Origin of the sequence: Roseburia sp. 831b (genome assembly GCF_001940165.2) — a bacterium.
GTDB lineage: Bacteria > Bacillota > Clostridia > Lachnospirales > Lachnospiraceae > Roseburia.
On record NZ_CP135162.1, the window covers coordinates 3,110,250 to 3,125,828 of the forward strand.

Sequence of the window (15,579 nt, forward strand, 5' to 3'; positions counted from 1 at the left end):
AGCCAGCTCCTTCTTTTTTTATGTAATAGGAAATTTCGTTCCTATTACATAAAAAAGCTCCACAAGGATCGCACTGCGGCGGAGTTGAACAATGTCGCAAATGCGACCCGCCGCAGGCGGAGAATCCTGCAAGCAGGATTCTTTTTTACAGTCATGCATTAAAAAATCAGTTTGTTATTTCTTTGCAATTGGCAGCGTGAAAATAAATTCCGTTCCAACTCCTTCTGTACTGATGACATTAATGTTTTCGTCGTGTGCCTGTACAATTTCTTTTACAATGGCAAGGCCAAGGCCGGTTCCTTTTTTATCTTTTCCACGGGAAAGATCTGTCTTGTAAAAACGTTCCCAGATTTTTTTGATACTGTCTTTTGGAATACCGATTCCGGTATCTTTGACGGAAATGAAGATTTTCTCATTCTTTTCGGTGGTCTCGATGGTAATGGCAGAATCGTTGTGGCTGAATTTGATGGCATTGTCAATCAGATTGTAGAGTACACGTTGAATCTTGTCATAATCGGCAGTGACAAACAATTCTTTTCCGGTAAGAATCAGGTTGAACGAGATTCGCTTCTCCTTGCATTTTCCCTCAAAAGTCTGCACTGTCATCTTAATCATATTGTTGATGTCAAAATCACTGATGTCCAGGATGACGCCCTTTGTTCCAAATTTATTTAATTCCAGCAGGCTGTTGGTCAGCTTGTTTAGGCGCTCGGTCTCAAACAGGATGATGTTTAAGTATTTTTCCTGCATCTCCACTGGGATAGTTCCATCTAACATTGCCTCTATGTATCCTTTGATTGAAGTCAAAGGAGAACGGAAGTCGTGAGAGACATTGGAGACAAATTTGCGCTGGTCGTCCTCTAAGGTATTCAGCTCATTTGCCATATAGTTAAAGGATGCCGTCAGATAACCAATCTCATCGTTGGAGTGAACCGGAATCTGCTGTTCAAACGAGCCGGCAGCGTATTCTTTTGCGGCCTTTGTGATACGGTGAATCGGGATATAAACTACAAATGTAAATGCAGCGAGTATCACGATTGTTCCAAGGAAAAGCAAAAGCTGTGTGACATAGGAAATGTTCATGAGCCCGTAAAGGTTTTTCGTGACAAGGCTCATTGGTTTATGGATAATCACATAGCCCCGTACCTTGTAATTTACAGTGATGGGAGCAAAAACGCTTAACTGCGTTTCCTCAAAGCTGTCATAAAAAGTGCCAATGCCGTAATATTGATTCCCAAAATCGCTGATATCGAAGGAATCAATTGAGCGTGTATCGTTGATGCTGGATTCATCGGAGGAATCCAAAAGGATGGTTCCGTTTTTGTCGACAATCCAGATGTCAGCGGATAAGTAAGTGTCTAGCGTGTTAAGCTGTGTCTCAAGTTCAGCTAATTCCATCGAGTGATTGTAATAATTTTTGGCATAATTATTTGCAATCAGATTCGCCTCACGGTAGAGGTTTGAGGCCTCCTTTTTCTCTAAATATTGCGACGTGTAATGATTGGTGAAAGTCGCAATCAAAAGAAAACCCAAAATTCCATAGATGAGGAAGCCAATCAACATCTTTAAATAAAGCGTGCGTCTCATGATTCTTTGACCTCAAATTTGTAACCGATGCCCCAGACGGTGGAAAGACTCCAGTTGGCATGGTCTTTGATTTTCTCGCGGAGACGTTTGACATGGACGTCGACGGTTCTGGTGTCTCCGATGTATTCATATCCCCAGATATGGTCAAGAAGCTGTTCTCGGGTGAATACCTGGTTTGGTGAGGATGCCAGGAAATAAAGAAGTTCTAATTCTTTTGGCGGCATATCAATCGGCTGTCCGTTGTATACAACAGAATAATTAGACAAATTGACGACTAAATCGGGGTATTCCACGCATTTTAAGTCAGCTGCAGGTTCTTCCTGCTTGGCAGGCTGAAAACGTCTTAAAACAGCTTTTACACGAGCTACAAGCTCTTTTGCGTCAAACGGCTTCATCATGTAATCATCCGCACCAAGCTCTAAGCCTAAGACTTTGTCAAAAATTTCACCTTTTGCGGAGAGCATGATAATCGGCACATTTGATTTGGTACGAATCTCGCGGCAGACCTGGTATCCGTCGATGCCCGGCAGCATGAGATCTAACAGAATCATATTGGGATGGTACTGTTCGAAAGCAACGAGAGCCTCTTCCCCATCGTTTACAATTTTTGTATCATAACATTCTTTTGTTAAATAAAGAGAAATCAGTTCGGCGATATTGTTGTCATCGTCTACAATTAGTACTTTTTGTTTTGCAACCATAATGACCTCCTAGGATTCAAATTCTGCAATGGTAACTCCGGCATCGCCCTCGCCAAATTCTCCGAGGTGATAGGATTTTACATATTTACAACGTTTCAAATGACTCTGCACGGCACTGCGTAACGCGCCGGTACCTTTTCCGTGGACAATGCGGACGGAAGGCAGATGGGCAAGGTAGGCGTCGTCTAAATATTTATCCAAAAGTGCAATCGCTTCATCGGTTGTCTTTCCAATGAGATTGATTTCGGTAGAAACGGAAGAAGATTTTGATATCTTAATTTTTCCGGCACCGGATTTGTTGAATTTCTTGCTGGCAGGAGAAGTCTCTTCTTCCAGCAAAATTAAATCGTTCAGTTTTACCTGGGAACGAAGAATACCCATCTGAACGAACAGTTCGCCCTTGGCATTCGGCAGTGTGTGGACGGTTCCGTTTAAGTTCATGCTGATAACTTTTACTTTATCGCCAATACGAAGATTTTTCGGAACCTTGTGGTTGACATTCGCTGTCTTTTTGCTGCCTGCAAGTTTCTTTTCGGTTTCCGACATTTTATTACGGATTTTGGTACGCTCTTTTTCCATCTCACTCATTGGAGCCGTACCTTTTCCATATTTATTGAAGTTTCGGATAGTTTCGTCTGCCGCATCTTTGGCTTCTTTTAAGATGTTCATTGCCTGCTCATTTGCTTCACGCAAAATCTTATCGCGGCTGTTGTCGAGACGTTCCTGCTTTTCTTCGAGTTTTTTCTTAAGTGTCTCAATTTCTGTCTTATAGGACTGGATTTCGGCACGTTCTTTTTCGATGGTGACACGGCTTGCCTCCAAATCGCTTAACAGGTCTTCAAAGTTCTCATCGGATTCGCTGATACGCCCTTTGGCGTCCTCAATCAGGTCCTGGCTAAGTCCAAGCTTTTGTGAAATCGCGAACGCATTACTTTTTCCGGGAATACCGATAAGAAGGCGGTAAGTCGGGCTTAACGTCTCTACATTAAATTCACAGCAGGCGTTTTCAACACCCGGTGTGGAGAGCGCGTAGACCTTCAATTCACTGTAATGGGTGGTTGCCATGACATGACTTCCGTACAAATGTAGTTTGGACAAAATGGAGATGGCAAGTGCAGCACCTTCGGTCGGATCGGTTCCGGCACACAACTCATCGAAAAGAACCAGGGAGCGGTCATCGGCATGTTTTAAAATGCGGATGATGTTGGTCATGTGGGAGGAGAAGGTACTTAAACTTTGCTCGATACTCTGCTCGTCACCGATATCTGCAAACACTTCCTCGAAAATGGCAAGTTCGCTGCGCTCGGAAGCCGGAATATGAAGCCCTGCCTGACCCATTAAAGTCAACAGACCGACGGTCTTTAAGGAGACGGTTTTACCACCGGTATTCGGTCCGGTTACAATCAATAACTTGAAGTCCTCTCCGAGACGGACATCGATCGGAACCACCTTCTTTGGGTCAAGAAGCGGATGACGTCCTTTCATAATCTTGATACGTCCTTCCTCGTTAAAAGTTGGTGCAACGCCGTTGTAGGATTTTGCAAGGAATGCTTTTGCAAAAATAAAATCGAGTTCTGCAAGAATCGCATAGTCAGAGGCAAGCTGTTCGGAAAAGTTTCCGACGAGGTTGCTTAAATTTGCAAGGATTACTTCGATTTCTTCCTGTTCTTTTAACATCAGTTCCTTTAACTCATTGTTGAGGTTCACAACCGCAAGCGGCTCAATGAAAAGAGTAGAACCGGTGGAAGACTGGTCGTGAATCATACCGGACACCTGGGACTTAAATTCTGCCTTGACCGGGAGACAGAAACGTCCGTCGCGCATGGTGATGACGGTATCCTGCAAGTAGCCACGTGTGGTCGTGTTGTTTATCATGGAATTCATCTGGTTTCGAATCTTATCATTCATGCCACGCATGGATTTACGGATACCACGCAGTGTACTGCTTGCGTCATCCGCAATTTCGTCCTCCGATAAGATGCAGCGGCGAATCTCATCGTACAATGGCGTGAGCGGTTCAATATCGGAAAAGAAAGAGGTCAAAGAGTCATCCGGGATATCGGAACGCTCAGAGCGTGAAAACGTTTTCGCTCTTTTTGCAACCTCTAAAAGAGAGCAGATGCGCAGCAATTCACGTGTATTTAAAGATGCACCAATCTCAAGACGTTTTAAGGAATCATGGATGTTATGTAAACCTGAAAAAGAGAGATTCCCGGATTTGAAAAGTCTTGTCAAAGCGTCTTTTACCTGAAGCTGCTGTTGTTCAATCAGAGCTTTATCTGTGATGGGACGAAGCTCCTGACAGCGTTTTTTTGCCTCTTCACAGCTTGCATATTCGACAAGCTGATCGATTATTTTGTTATATTCTAAAGTTTTTAATACTTTTTCATTCATAACTGGTCATACCTTTCTGTAAGTCAACAATTCTTTTCTTATTATAGCTTATTCGAACGGGATAGGAAAGCAGAAAATTGTTGCAACGGCAAGGCTTTCATTCTATAATAAACTGTGAGCGCACAAAAAGAGTTGGTGGCACAAAAGATTTTGTAGCCCGGTTATGCTAAGAAAGAAAAAGACACAGCAGGTTTTCTACTGTGTGGATGAGAAAGGCATGATTATTTTATGCAGGAAAATGAAAAACAAGAGTATGCTTTTATTCGTGAAAAAATAAAGGACAAACCTTTTCAAAAAAGAAAACTGGCACTTCATGTTCTCTTTGCAATTGTGATTGCGGTCGTGTTTGGCGTGGTTGCATGTGCGACGTTCACTTTTTTACAGCCGAAGATGCAAAAATGGATGTATCCGGAGGAGGACCCGAAGATTACAATTCCAAGGGATGAAGAGGAGACGGAGACAGAAGAGAAGAAAGAAGAAGATACACAGGAAGAGGCGGGACAGGAAGGCGACACAGAGCAAACGGTTGCGCCGGAGACACCGCAGGAGCTGACGTTAGAGGACTATCAGAAGCTTCAGAACCAGATGTATGCGGTGGGACGTACCGCGAATAACTACATTGTGACGGTGACAGGTGTAAAAAGTGATACAGACTGGTTTAACAATTCCTATGAGAGCAAGGGACAAGGCTCTGGAATCATCATTGGAAATAATGGACGGGAGCTTTTGATTTTAACGGAAAAGAAAGTGATTTCAGACGCACAGGATATATTTGTTACCTTTGTGAATGACGTTTCTGCCTCGGCGACCATTAAAAAATACGATGGAAATACGGGGATTACCGTTTTGAGTGTTTTGCTTAGTGATTTGGATGAGGAGACACTTGGGAAAATTTCAATTGCGACACTTGGTAATTCCAAGGTCATCAATCAGGGAACGCTTGTGATGGCGGTTGGAAGTCCGACCGGTGCCAATTATTCGATTCTGACCGGAACGGTAACATCGAATTCAAACACGATTACAACAATAGACAGTACCTATACCGTTTTTACCACAGACATTGTTGGAAGCAGTTCCGGAAGTGGAGCATTGATTAACCTCGACGGAGAAGTGATTGGCCTTGTAATGCAAGGATATAGCAGTTCGGAGGATGAGAATACCTTGACGGCGGTTTCTATTTCGGAACTTAAGTCAGTGATTGAGATGCTGTCCAATAATCAGGACATTCCATATTTGGGACTTCAGGTTACGACGGTAACACAGCTGATTCAGGACGAGTATGATATCCCGAAGGGAGTTTACATTAAGGACGTGATGATGGATTCTCCTGCAATGGCAGCAGGGTTACAAAGCGGGGATGTCATTGTCGAGGTGAATGGTGAGACGATTACATCCGCTAAGATGTATGAGAATACCATTTTATCGTTAACACCTGGAGATACTGTAAAAATGGTGATTAACCGTGAGGGCAATAACAAGTACCATGAAGTGACATGCAATGTGGAAGTAGGAGTTTTACAATAGAACAGACACAAAAGAGAGCTAACTGGAGGAATTATGAAATATATTGAGAGCCTAAGAGAAGGCGAAAGAATTAATGAAGTTTATTTATGTAAACAAAAACAGTCTGCGTTAACCAAGGCAGGAAAACCATATGATAACGTGATTTTACAGGACAAGACAGGAACCTTAGATGCAAAAATCTGGGAGCCGGGTTCGGTTGGAATTGATGAGTTCGATTCCTTAGATTATATTGCGGTCATGGGAGATGTGACAAGCTTCCAGGGGGCATTGCAGTTGAATGTCAAACGTGTCCGTAAGGTTCAGGAAGGGGAGTACGATCCAAAGGATTACCTTCCGGTCAGCCAGTATGATGTGGAAGAAATGTACAAAGAACTGTTATCTTACATCAATTCCATGGAGAATCCATATCTGAAACAGCTTGCGGGCAGCTTCTTCGTGGAGGATGAAGATTTTGCAAAACGTTTTAAATTCCATTCCGCAGCGAAAACGGTTCATCACGGGTTTGTGGGAGGACTGTTGGATCATACCTTAGGGGTGACAAGACACTGTAATTACTTTGCGTCCGCTTATCCAATGTTAAACCGTGATTTGCTGCTTGCAGCAGCGATGTTCCATGACATCGGAAAATTAGAAGAACTTTCTGTTTTCCCGGAAAACGATTACACAGACGAAGGACAGCTGCTTGGACATATTATGATTGGTGCAGAGATGGTCGGTGAGAGAATCCGTACCATTCCAGATTTTCCGGTTCGCCTTGGGAATGAGTTGAAACACTGTATATTGGCACATCACGGAGAGCTTGAGTATGGTTCCCCGAAGAAGCCGGCACTCGCAGAGGCAGTGGCATTGAGTTTTGCAGATAATTTTGATGCAAAGATGGAGACCATCAAGGAGTTGTTTAACAGTGCTCCGGAGGGAAGTACCGAGTGGCTTGGATACAACCGTCTGTTAGAAAGCAATATTCGTAAATCAAGTAAATAAGTTTCATTACATAACAATAGGCGCTTTTACAGCGCCTATTCGTTTCATGTCGTATGAAGGAAAGCGTTTTGTGGGGATACGAAGAAATAAGTGTTATCCCTTTGTGTTTCAAGAGAAAGGTATGGATAGGATGCAGAAAAATGATTTGATTCAGTTGAAAATAGAGGATATGGGCGTCGGCGGGGAAGGAATCGGAAAATATGACGGTATGACTTTTTTTGTAAAAGATGCCATGATCGGGGATGAGATTGTGGCTCGAATCACAAAACTTAAGAAAAATTATGGCTATGCAAGAGTTGAGGAGATTCAGGTTCCATCCGAATACCGCATAGAGCCGGAATGTCCGCTTCATAAACGCTGTGGTGGATGCCAGATTCAGGCGATGGATTACAAGGCGCAGCTTGCGTTTAAACAGGAAAAAGTGCGTGGAAATCTGATTCGTCTTGGCGGATTTCCCTCGGAAAAGGTAGATGCCGTGATGGAGCCGATTGTCGGAATGGAGGAGCCATACCGTTACCGGAACAAGGCACAGTTTCCAATTGGAACCGATAAAGAGGGCAATCTTGTGGCTGGTTTTTATGCGGCAAGAACGCACAGTATTATTCCGGTTGAGGACTGTCTGTTAGGGGTGAAGGAGAACCAGCAGATTTTAGACGGTGTGCTTTCCTACATGAAAGAGAATCACGTTACATCCTACAACGAGGAGACGGGAAAAGGTCTGGTGCGCCATGTACTGATTCGCTACGGGTTTACGACAAAAGAAATCATGGTGTGTCTGATTGTCAACGGAAAAGAATTGCCGGCACAGGAAAAATTGATAGAAAAATTATGTAAACTAGATGGCATGACAAGTATTTCTATCAACCTTAATATGAAAAATACCAATGTCATTTTAGGGGATGTCACGAAAACAATCTGGGGGCAGCCTTACATTACAGACTACATTCACCTGTGGGATTGTCATTATGATGCATCAAAGCAGGTTGCCTTTGTGCCGACTAAGACCGCGGTTTCCTATCAGATTTCACCGCAGTCTTTCTACCAGGTAAATCCGGTACAGACAGAAAAACTTTACAGTCTGGCACTTGATTATGCAGGGCTGACAGGCAAGGAGACCGTGTGGGACCTGTATTGCGGAATCGGCACAATCTCTCTTTTCCTTGCAAGAAAGGCTGGAAAAGTATATGGTGTGGAAATTGTTCCACAGGCGATTGAGGATGCAAAAGATAATGCAAAACGAAACGGTTTTACGAATGCAGAATTTTTTGTTGGAAAAGCAGAGGAAGTGCTGCCAGAGTTCTACGAGAGAGAAAGCCAGAAAACAACTACAAATGTAGATAAAATAACGGGCGCAATGACAGCAGATGCGGACATGCTTACACCGGACGTGATTGTCGTAGACCCGCCAAGAAAGGGCTGCGATAGTCTTTGCCTTGAAACCATGTTAAAAATGCAGCCAAAGAAAATCGTGTATGTCAGCTGCGATTCCGCAACGCTTGCAAGGGATCTAAAGGTGCTCTGTGAAGGCGGTTATGAATTAGAAAGAGTCAGGCCGGTGGACCAGTTTGGGCATACGATGCATGTGGAGACGGTGTGTCTTTTGATCCGATAAAAGATGGATGATTCTTTCGAACTAGAAATTGATGTAGATGCTGCCAGTGCGGAAAAAAAATTTTAACTTAGAGGACTTGATAAATGATTAAGATAGAAAATGATATTACAGAACATTTAGGTTGGATTGATTCATTGTGCCTTGATCCATCTTTTTCCACACCTTTTTGTGATAAAGCAAGAGTCACAGCTGTTTCAAAGAAAGAAAACCATATATTGCTTTGTGCCTATGAGGGAAATCTGTTAACCGGAATCTTCTGCCTTTTGGTCTTAGAGGAAGAAAAATATATGGAAACGGTTTTTCTTTATACGAGGGAAAAGAAAGCATATACTGAGTTGATGGATGATTTGTCAAAACGATATAAAGGGTATGAAATGTGGTTTGTTTATAATCCAAAGAATTATGTGCTGCAAAATTATTTGTCAGAGAAACAAGCATTTTTCTATACGGAACAGAGGTATATGGAATATAAGGGCGTCGAGAAAGAGGATGTTAGTGAAGTAATACCATACTGCGATTCGTATAAAAATGACTACATAAGGATTCACAATAAAGAAGGCTATTGGGATGGAGAAAAAGTCCTCGAAAAGATAGATGACTTCTATGTTTATCTGTGCATCCGAAATCAACGCCTTGTTGGATACATTGATTTGAGTAAAGAAAATGATACCAATGAAATCATGGATTTGTGGATTCTTCCGGAGTATCGCAATCATGGAATCGGTGCATTACTCCTAAAGAAGGCAATATTTACTAACGGTGATAAACGTCTGGTGCTCACGGTTGATATTGACAACGCTCCAGCAATTCATTTGTATGAAAAGATGGGATTTGAAGAAATACCAGCGAATAACAATATTACTGCGAAACTGGTTTTGTAGTAAAAAAAGCGATATGATTGGAAGCAAACCTCCAGGTCTATAAAAGATTTGGAGGTTTGCTTTTGCACATTTAAAAGGAAAAAATATCTTTATGATGTTATAAATATAAAAAAGAAACGAGTAACCTTTTCCAGTCATAAGACTTTACTCAGTAGAAAACTCATTTCCTAATAAAATCATAGCAAGAATATTAGGATTTGTCAATGGATAAGGAACTTCTGATTTGCAATCTATTAACAAGTTAAGTATACTGGATAGCATTAAGTTGTACCCAAATACAAAAATTACAAACGAGGAAAAAACATGAAGAATAATTTAATGCTGGTAAGACCATCAGAAGCATATATTTCAGAACTATTAGCTTACAGGAAAGATTTTCTTGAAAACGCGGATTCCATGGACGGCTGTGGACCACTCAAAAGATATGAAAACATGAAGGATTATCTTAAGATGGTGGAGCAGTATTTAAATCCAGATACATTGCCCGACGGAATGGTGGTGGCATCACAATTTTTATGTGTAAGGAAAAGCGATCATCGGATTGTTGGCATGATACAGGTCAGACATTATTTTAATGAATATGTTGAAAAATATGCAGGGCATATTGGATACTCGGTAAGACCATCGGAGAGAAAAAAAGGGTATGCGACATGGATGCTCCACAATATTATGCCATTTTGCAGAAGCATAGGACTTGAGAAAATTTTAGTATGCTGTCTGGATGATAATGAAGCAAGCAGAAGAACAATTCTAAAAAATGGTGGAGTTTATGAGAAAACCGTTTTTTGTGAAGAAAGAAATGAAAAATTAGAGCGCTACTGGATTGATTTAAAGGAACAGGAGTCAATCGAAACGAATCACCTTCGGTTGAGAAAGGCTCGCCTGGAGGATATGGATGCTATTTGGAAAAATATATGGTCGGACGAAACGATTGCGAAAAATATGCTATGGCCACCGGTAAAATCAAGGGAAGAAGCGCAGGAAAGAATAGTAAGAACAATAGCTCATCAAAGAAAAATACCGGCTTACTTTGTTTGTCTGAAAGATACAAATGAGCCAATTGGATTTGCCGGATTTAAAGAAGAAAAGCCAAAAACATATGAAGAGTGCGGTATCTGCATTGCAGCGAACCACCAGAAGAAGGGATATGGAAAAGAAGTCGTGAATGCACTTCTTTTTGCAGCATTTGATTTGTTGGGTGGCGAGAAATTCATATATGGTTGTTTTCAAGAAAATACTGCATCCAGAAGGCTTGCAGAAAGTCTCGGTTTTCATTATACACATAGCAAGCCGGAAGTCCGCGCATGGGATGGTTACCAATATGTAGCTGATTATTTCCTGTTAACATCAAATGAAATGAAAAAGTAATTTTATACAGTACACAAAAAATATCGCCCGACAGAAAAGAGGAAGTAATTATGGCATCAAGTATGATACACCTTGCAATAACACAATGTTTAACAAAGAAGATGAAGTTTAAGGATAGCGGCAGATTAAGTCTTGGTTCCATCCTTCCAGATGGAATCATAAGTGGAAACAGCCACCTGAAAAAAGAAATCTGCGATGGAACGAGAGTAACCTATGACTTGGAATTTTTTCGGGAAAAATTTCAAGAAGAGATGAAACAGGATGATTTGTATCTGGGCTATTATCTCCATCTGATTCAGGATATTTTTTACCGGTATTTTATCTACTCCGAGCATGACTGGAATCCGACGATTCCAGGAAATATTGACCGTTTACATCGTGATTATGCAATCACGAACTGGCATGTCGTAAATTGTTATAAACTTAACAAAGAAATGGTTCAGGCAGTTGAGATAGAAAAAGAACCAATTACAGAGCTTGCTGAATTTGATGTGCCGGGGATGGTTGAGGAAGTAAGAGGGCAGTTTGTGCCAATTGAGGAGGACGATAGTTTCTTTTTCACCAAGGAGATGGCAGATGAATTTATTGAGCGCGCGACGACATTTTGCATGGAGGAAATGAAGCATCTTTCCGAAGGAAAAGAAGGGCTTGACAGCGTTACGTGGAGCTGGGAGAAACAGGTATAATAAAGAACTCATTCGAGAAAGTGCCGGATAGCATGAGGTAGACATATCCTACGCAAGGTTTAGGGCGGATTCTACGCATCGTAGGTTGCGAATCGTGTGGGATGAACCTAGAATAAGCTCATAAGATGCATGTATCTGAAAAACAAAAAACAGATAAGGAGGACAGCAATGAATGCTATTTTAACAGGGCAATTTATCAGCCGGGTCCGAATGGAAAAAGGAATGACACAAAAAGAACTGGCTCAAAAAGTTGGCGTGACCGACAAAGCGGTATCCAAATGGGAGACAGGAGTTTCCCAAAGTTAAAGATACCACATCAATCCCACGCGGACTTTTGCTCAACCGATACAGCCGCAGGTCTGGACTCATCAGCAGACAGGGCGTATATGAAAGCCCCAGTTCCTCGTCCTACGCTCCAACTTGTGGACAAAGTGTCCCGAAGTTGTGGCCACACTCCCGGAAAAGTAGCAGGACAACGGGCAACCGTCAAGGCTGAAATGAACGGGTTTACACCCGGCCTTGACCTCCGCCCGCTGTCCCGCTGGATGGGTGGACAAGGCGGCCAATCCCTCAAAGTGCTTGGCCGCTCTCTTTCTGATTTTGAGGTATTCAGTTTTTCAAAATTGAATAATCAAAATAAATTTTTTCGATTGAAAAAATTTTATTTGTTATCATCTTCAATGCCATATTTTTTCTTTTGCCGAATCACATAATTACTGATTTTTTCATCATATAGTGGATACTGGTAATCCAACTGGCATGCCACTTCTGACGAAACCTCCCGGAACAATGCCATACATTGTTCAAAGGATTCCCACATATGGGGATAGGAATCCATATTATAAGTGGACATAAGTCGTTCCCACAATTCCTCTGGGACATATTGCTTCATAAATTTATAGTTTTTTCCCAAACTGAAATGAAATCCCTGTTTGATACCAATCAGCCAGGAAATCATGCGAAGCAATTCTTTTCGTACTATATCATTCATATGGTCAATAGCAAAAAGAATTTCTTTGCGGCATAAGCCCTTTACTACATATGTTGTAGTATTCCAAAATTCATTACAGCAATCGTCAAACATTCTTTGAGTAGGCTTCTGCAAGTGGTAGTCTATATCCGTTGGTATTGGCGGCTTTACGATACGGTTGTCTTTATCCAACAGTAACTTTACCAGTTTATCCCATGTAAAATACTCGTCTATCAGTTCCAGCGGCAGCAAAGTTAAATCTATCTTAACATCATCAGTAAACAGCATTAAATATGAAAATCCCTTTTCTACAGCTGGAAATAATTCCATATCTTCCGGCTTTTGCAGAATCAACCTTTCACCAAATATATCTAGCCATTTATCATCACTTGTGAAGCTGTCCATATCCGTAACAAAAAAAGTAATATCAAAATCCTGAAAATCATCAGGCGGAATATTTGTATTTGTTCTAGATCCTTCCAAAGTAACCATGCGAATGCGTTTGTCTGTTTTTGCAAAATTCAAAACAATATCATAAACTTCCTTTTCTGATCTCATTTTTATCTCCTCCAATTATTGAAATAGGTGTGAAGCCATTTTAGGGCTTTGCTATCTTCCTGACAAATGGGAATGTCTAAGATAGTAAAGACGTCCCACATGCAACTCTTTCTTTTATTGCGGAAACCGTATCTTTAATTGTGAATGTAGTTGTGTCTATGACATTTGATTCATATACTCCCAAACCGGAAAATTGCTCCCACATTGTTTCCACTAATTCAATATTTGTTTTTCTATCTAATTTTGAGCGTTCCACAGCTCGCTTCATAGTTTCTTTTTTACTCGCTCTTAATACAATATAGTGTACCTCGTAATCTTCTTGGGCAAGAGCTTTCCATGGCTCCAAAAACCATGGCCCGACAATCCCATCTACAATTACATCATATCCGCCACGAGCATATCGCTTTGCAGCTTCTAAAAAGGCTTCAATGACAACCAGATTTTGCTCGTTGGATTCTGGCAAATGTGGTGGTATTGCGCCTTTGCTTAAGTAATGAAAAAAGTCATCGGTGTGCATATGCACTGATTTATCCATATCTGATTCCTTTGCGACAATTGACGCAGTTGTTGTTTTTCCTGTCCCCGGTGAGCCTGTAATCACAATAATTCTTCCTTGATTCATCTGTATTTTCCCTCACAATTCAAATTTATCACTTTGTTCCTGCCTGCTCAATCATCTTCTTCGCAAACTGCTGGAACATTTCAACAGTTTCTTTATCCATCGGTGTAAGCTGTCCGATCTGTCCAGCTATCATCGCCGTTACATCGTCAATGGAAAGTGGTTTTTGTTTCTGTTCCGCCAGTGCGTCCCGCATGGCTTGGAACATAGCGGCGGTCACAGCTTCTCCCGGCTGTTCCCCGTTGTCAATGTCTTTCTTAATGTCCCGCAGGATAGCCAGGAACACATTTTTGATTTTTTCAATCTCCGCTTCATGTTCCCCTATCTTTTGGGCGTTCAAAAGCTGTAAATCCTGCTTCGCTTCTGCCCGGTGTTCCGGGTGTTCTTTCATCAGGTCGGACAGGGAAGCCGTTGCCATCTCGATAAGCTGGTTTCTTGCTGTTATGCCCTTTGCCGCCGTATCCTGAAAATAAATCCGTATCAAATCTATCAGCTTAGGAAAATTCCTGTGTTCCAACAGGCGGTTGAGGATTTGCACATCAACAGCACCCGTCACAAGCCCCCTCACGGCTCCCTCGGACAAGCCTAATTCAGAAATATCGTAGCTTTTACGAACGCTCACGGTAGACAAGCCCAGTATGTAGTCTGTCGATACCTTAAATTCCTTTGCCACACCTATGAGAATATCACTGCTGACCGTTCTTGTTTCGCCGCTGACAATGCGGCTCAACTGGGAAGCGGAAACGCCTATCTTCTCCGCAAGTTCCTTTTGTGTGATGTGGTTCCCGTTGCATAAATCGGAAATCCGCTGTCCGGGCGTTCCGGGTAAAGCCATAGATACGCACCTCCTCCGCATACTTCCATTATACAGAATGATTGCAAAAATGCAATTTCCAAAGTGTAAACTTCATCAAAATGCAATTCTCGCAATATTCCGGGAATTGCATTTTTTTCGTGTAGACTTAGGGTAGTTCATCGATGGACGGCACCTTGAAAACAGAATGACCGTCCGAAAAGGAATACCCCGGCTGGGGAAGCACCGCAAGGAGTCGGACTTCGGGACAAAATGTCCCGAAGTTGCGAGGAGCGTGCCAACGCCGGAACACGCCGCAGGAATGGGGCAGGAAACCTTTTCGGGGAGAACGGCAACGGAAAGCAAAATGGAGGGAACGCATGAGAGATAACCCCTATAAAGACTTGCCGCCGCTGGAACGCAGGCCGGACGGTTCCCTTTACCGCATGACCCCGGCGCAGAGAAAACAGGCGGCCAGCCTGATACGCCGGGAGTGCTGTTGCTGTGAGGACGGCAACTGCATTGTCCTTGACGATGGGGACACCTGCACCTGTCCGCAGACGATTTCTTTCTCGGTCTGCTGTAAGTGGTTCCGCTGGGCGGTCTTGCCGCTGGACGGGACGCTGGAAGCGGAGATTTTCCGGGATAAGGACTTGAAACGCTGTGAGGTCTGCGGCGGTGTGTTCGTCCCCAAATCCAACCGGGCAAAATACTGCCCCGGCTGTGCCGCCAGAGTTCACAGGCGGCAGAAAACAGAAAGTGAACGGAAAAGGAGGTCTGCTGTGGACAGTTAGGAGCGAAAAAAGCCTTGATTTATCAGGCTTCGCAAGCCCCAAACCGGGGCTGGTGGTATAAAGTATCGCCCGCCCCGGAAAACGGGCTTCTAACCGTCCACAAAACGCACT

General features: G+C 42.6%; 13 protein-coding genes and 1 pseudogene. 8 read left to right on the forward strand and 6 right to left on the reverse strand.

Features of this window, described 5'->3' with window-relative positions; all coding sequences use genetic code 11:
- Nucleotides 1-174: 174 nt before the first annotated feature.
- The 3 genes from BIV16_RS14465 to BIV16_RS14475 are packed head-to-tail and all read right to left on the reverse strand — an operon-like array spanning nucleotide 175 to nucleotide 4,682.
- A complete protein-coding gene (locus BIV16_RS14465; RefSeq protein WP_075679996.1) occupies nucleotides 175-1,587 on the reverse strand; it encodes a sensor histidine kinase in 1,413 nt (470 codons plus the stop codon).
- On the reverse strand, nucleotides 1,584-2,288 hold the full coding sequence (locus BIV16_RS14470; protein ID WP_075679995.1) for a response regulator transcription factor: 705 nt from the start codon (nucleotides 2,286-2,288) through the stop codon (nucleotides 1,584-1,586). The genes BIV16_RS14465 and BIV16_RS14470 overlap by 4 nt, the downstream gene beginning before the upstream one ends.
- Before the next feature lie 9 nt (nucleotides 2,289-2,297).
- Entirely contained in the window at nucleotides 2,298-4,682 is a 2,385-nt protein-coding gene (locus tag BIV16_RS14475) for an endonuclease MutS2 (RefSeq protein WP_075679994.1), read from the reverse strand.
- A gap of 228 nt (nucleotides 4,683-4,910) precedes the next feature.
- On the opposite strand from BIV16_RS14475, the gene BIV16_RS14480 reads away from it, so the two are divergent.
- The 7 genes and pseudogenes from BIV16_RS14480 to BIV16_RS14510 all read left to right on the forward strand — a co-directional run bounded on the left by BIV16_RS14480 (nucleotide 4,911) and on the right by BIV16_RS14510 (nucleotide 12,040).
- Nucleotides 4,911-6,206: a S1C family serine protease gene (locus BIV16_RS14480; RefSeq protein WP_075679993.1), complete on the forward strand. Its 1,296-nt coding sequence runs from the start codon at nucleotides 4,911-4,913 to the stop codon at nucleotides 6,204-6,206.
- Between the two features lie 33 nt (nucleotides 6,207-6,239).
- Nucleotides 6,240-7,187 carry a 3'-5' exoribonuclease YhaM family protein gene (locus BIV16_RS14485; protein ID WP_075679992.1) on the forward strand — a complete coding sequence of 316 codons (948 nt, stop codon included), beginning with the start codon at nucleotides 6,240-6,242 and terminating at the stop codon, nucleotides 7,185-7,187.
- A gap of 130 nt (nucleotides 7,188-7,317) precedes the next feature.
- Nucleotides 7,318-8,796, forward strand: a pseudogene (gene rlmD, locus BIV16_RS14490) (23S rRNA (uracil(1939)-C(5))-methyltransferase RlmD); the annotation flags it as partial.
- A gap of 86 nt (nucleotides 8,797-8,882) precedes the next feature.
- Entirely contained in the window at nucleotides 8,883-9,680 is a 798-nt protein-coding gene (locus BIV16_RS14495; RefSeq protein WP_075679991.1) for a GNAT family N-acetyltransferase, read from the forward strand.
- Nucleotides 9,681-9,983: 303 nt separating this feature from the next.
- Nucleotides 9,984-11,048 carry a GNAT family N-acetyltransferase gene (locus BIV16_RS14500; RefSeq protein ID WP_075679990.1) on the forward strand — a complete coding sequence of 355 codons (1,065 nt, stop codon included), beginning with the start codon at nucleotides 9,984-9,986 and terminating at the stop codon, nucleotides 11,046-11,048.
- A gap of 50 nt (nucleotides 11,049-11,098) precedes the next feature.
- Nucleotides 11,099-11,734: a hypothetical protein gene (locus BIV16_RS14505; RefSeq protein ID WP_075679989.1), complete on the forward strand. Its 636-nt coding sequence runs from the start codon at nucleotides 11,099-11,101 to the stop codon at nucleotides 11,732-11,734.
- Between the two features lie 168 nt (nucleotides 11,735-11,902).
- The gene (locus BIV16_RS14510; RefSeq protein ID WP_075679988.1) at nucleotides 11,903-12,040 is read left to right on the forward strand and encodes a helix-turn-helix transcriptional regulator; all 138 of its coding nucleotides are present in this window, start codon (nucleotides 11,903-11,905) and stop codon (nucleotides 12,038-12,040) included.
- A 355-nt stretch (nucleotides 12,041-12,395) separates the two neighbouring features.
- Here BIV16_RS14510 and BIV16_RS14515 read toward each other — a convergent pair whose 3' ends face one another.
- The 3 genes from BIV16_RS14515 to BIV16_RS14525 form a co-directional block, all read right to left on the reverse strand.
- Complete coding sequence (locus BIV16_RS14515; protein ID WP_001255868.1) at nucleotides 12,396-13,262, reverse strand: aminoglycoside 6-adenylyltransferase AadE; 867 nt, start codon at nucleotides 13,260-13,262, stop codon at nucleotides 12,396-12,398.
- A gap of 76 nt (nucleotides 13,263-13,338) precedes the next feature.
- On the reverse strand, nucleotides 13,339-13,884 hold the full coding sequence (locus BIV16_RS14520; RefSeq protein WP_001071501.1) for an AAA family ATPase: 546 nt from the start codon (nucleotides 13,882-13,884) through the stop codon (nucleotides 13,339-13,341).
- Between the two features lie 28 nt (nucleotides 13,885-13,912).
- Nucleotides 13,913-14,716, reverse strand: coding sequence for a helix-turn-helix domain-containing protein (locus tag BIV16_RS14525; RefSeq protein WP_002334816.1), 804 nt, complete (start codon nucleotides 14,714-14,716; stop codon nucleotides 13,913-13,915).
- A gap of 338 nt (nucleotides 14,717-15,054) precedes the next feature.
- Here BIV16_RS14525 and BIV16_RS14530 point away from each other — a divergent pair, with 338 nt between their 5' ends.
- Complete coding sequence (locus BIV16_RS14530; protein ID WP_002588751.1) at nucleotides 15,055-15,468, forward strand: cysteine-rich VLP domain-containing protein; 414 nt, start codon at nucleotides 15,055-15,057, stop codon at nucleotides 15,466-15,468.
- The last annotated feature ends 111 nt before the right edge of the window (nucleotides 15,469-15,579 follow it).

What these genes read in the sequence shown, in the direction of transcription:
- BIV16_RS14470 (WP_075679995.1), bottom strand. Translation starts at nt 2,288, where the DNA reads ATGGTTGCAAAACAAAAAGTACTAATTGTAGACGATGACAACAATATC.
- BIV16_RS14510 (WP_075679988.1), top strand. Translation starts at nt 11,903, where the DNA reads ATGAATGCTATTTTAACAGGGCAATTTATCAGCCGGGTCCGAATGGAA.
- BIV16_RS14505 (WP_075679989.1), top strand. Translation starts at nt 11,099, where the DNA reads ATGGCATCAAGTATGATACACCTTGCAATAACACAATGTTTAACAAAG.
- BIV16_RS14475 (WP_075679994.1), bottom strand. Translation starts at nt 4,682, where the DNA reads ATGAATGAAAAAGTATTAAAAACTTTAGAATATAACAAAATAATCGAT.
- BIV16_RS14500 (WP_075679990.1), top strand. Translation starts at nt 9,984, where the DNA reads ATGAAGAATAATTTAATGCTGGTAAGACCATCAGAAGCATATATTTCA.
- BIV16_RS14530 (WP_002588751.1), top strand. Translation starts at nt 15,055, where the DNA reads ATGAGAGATAACCCCTATAAAGACTTGCCGCCGCTGGAACGCAGGCCG.
- BIV16_RS14485 (WP_075679992.1), top strand. Translation starts at nt 6,240, where the DNA reads ATGAAATATATTGAGAGCCTAAGAGAAGGCGAAAGAATTAATGAAGTT.
- BIV16_RS14465 (WP_075679996.1), bottom strand. Translation starts at nt 1,587, where the DNA reads ATGAGACGCACGCTTTATTTAAAGATGTTGATTGGCTTCCTCATCTAT.
- BIV16_RS14515 (WP_001255868.1), bottom strand. Translation starts at nt 13,262, where the DNA reads ATGAGATCAGAAAAGGAAGTTTATGATATTGTTTTGAATTTTGCAAAA.
- BIV16_RS14495 (WP_075679991.1), top strand. Translation starts at nt 8,883, where the DNA reads ATGATTAAGATAGAAAATGATATTACAGAACATTTAGGTTGGATTGAT.
- BIV16_RS14520 (WP_001071501.1), bottom strand. Translation starts at nt 13,884, where the DNA reads ATGAATCAAGGAAGAATTATTGTGATTACAGGCTCACCGGGGACAGGA.
- BIV16_RS14480 (WP_075679993.1), top strand. Translation starts at nt 4,911, where the DNA reads ATGCAGGAAAATGAAAAACAAGAGTATGCTTTTATTCGTGAAAAAATA.
- BIV16_RS14525 (WP_002334816.1), bottom strand. Translation starts at nt 14,716, where the DNA reads ATGGCTTTACCCGGAACGCCCGGACAGCGGATTTCCGATTTATGCAAC.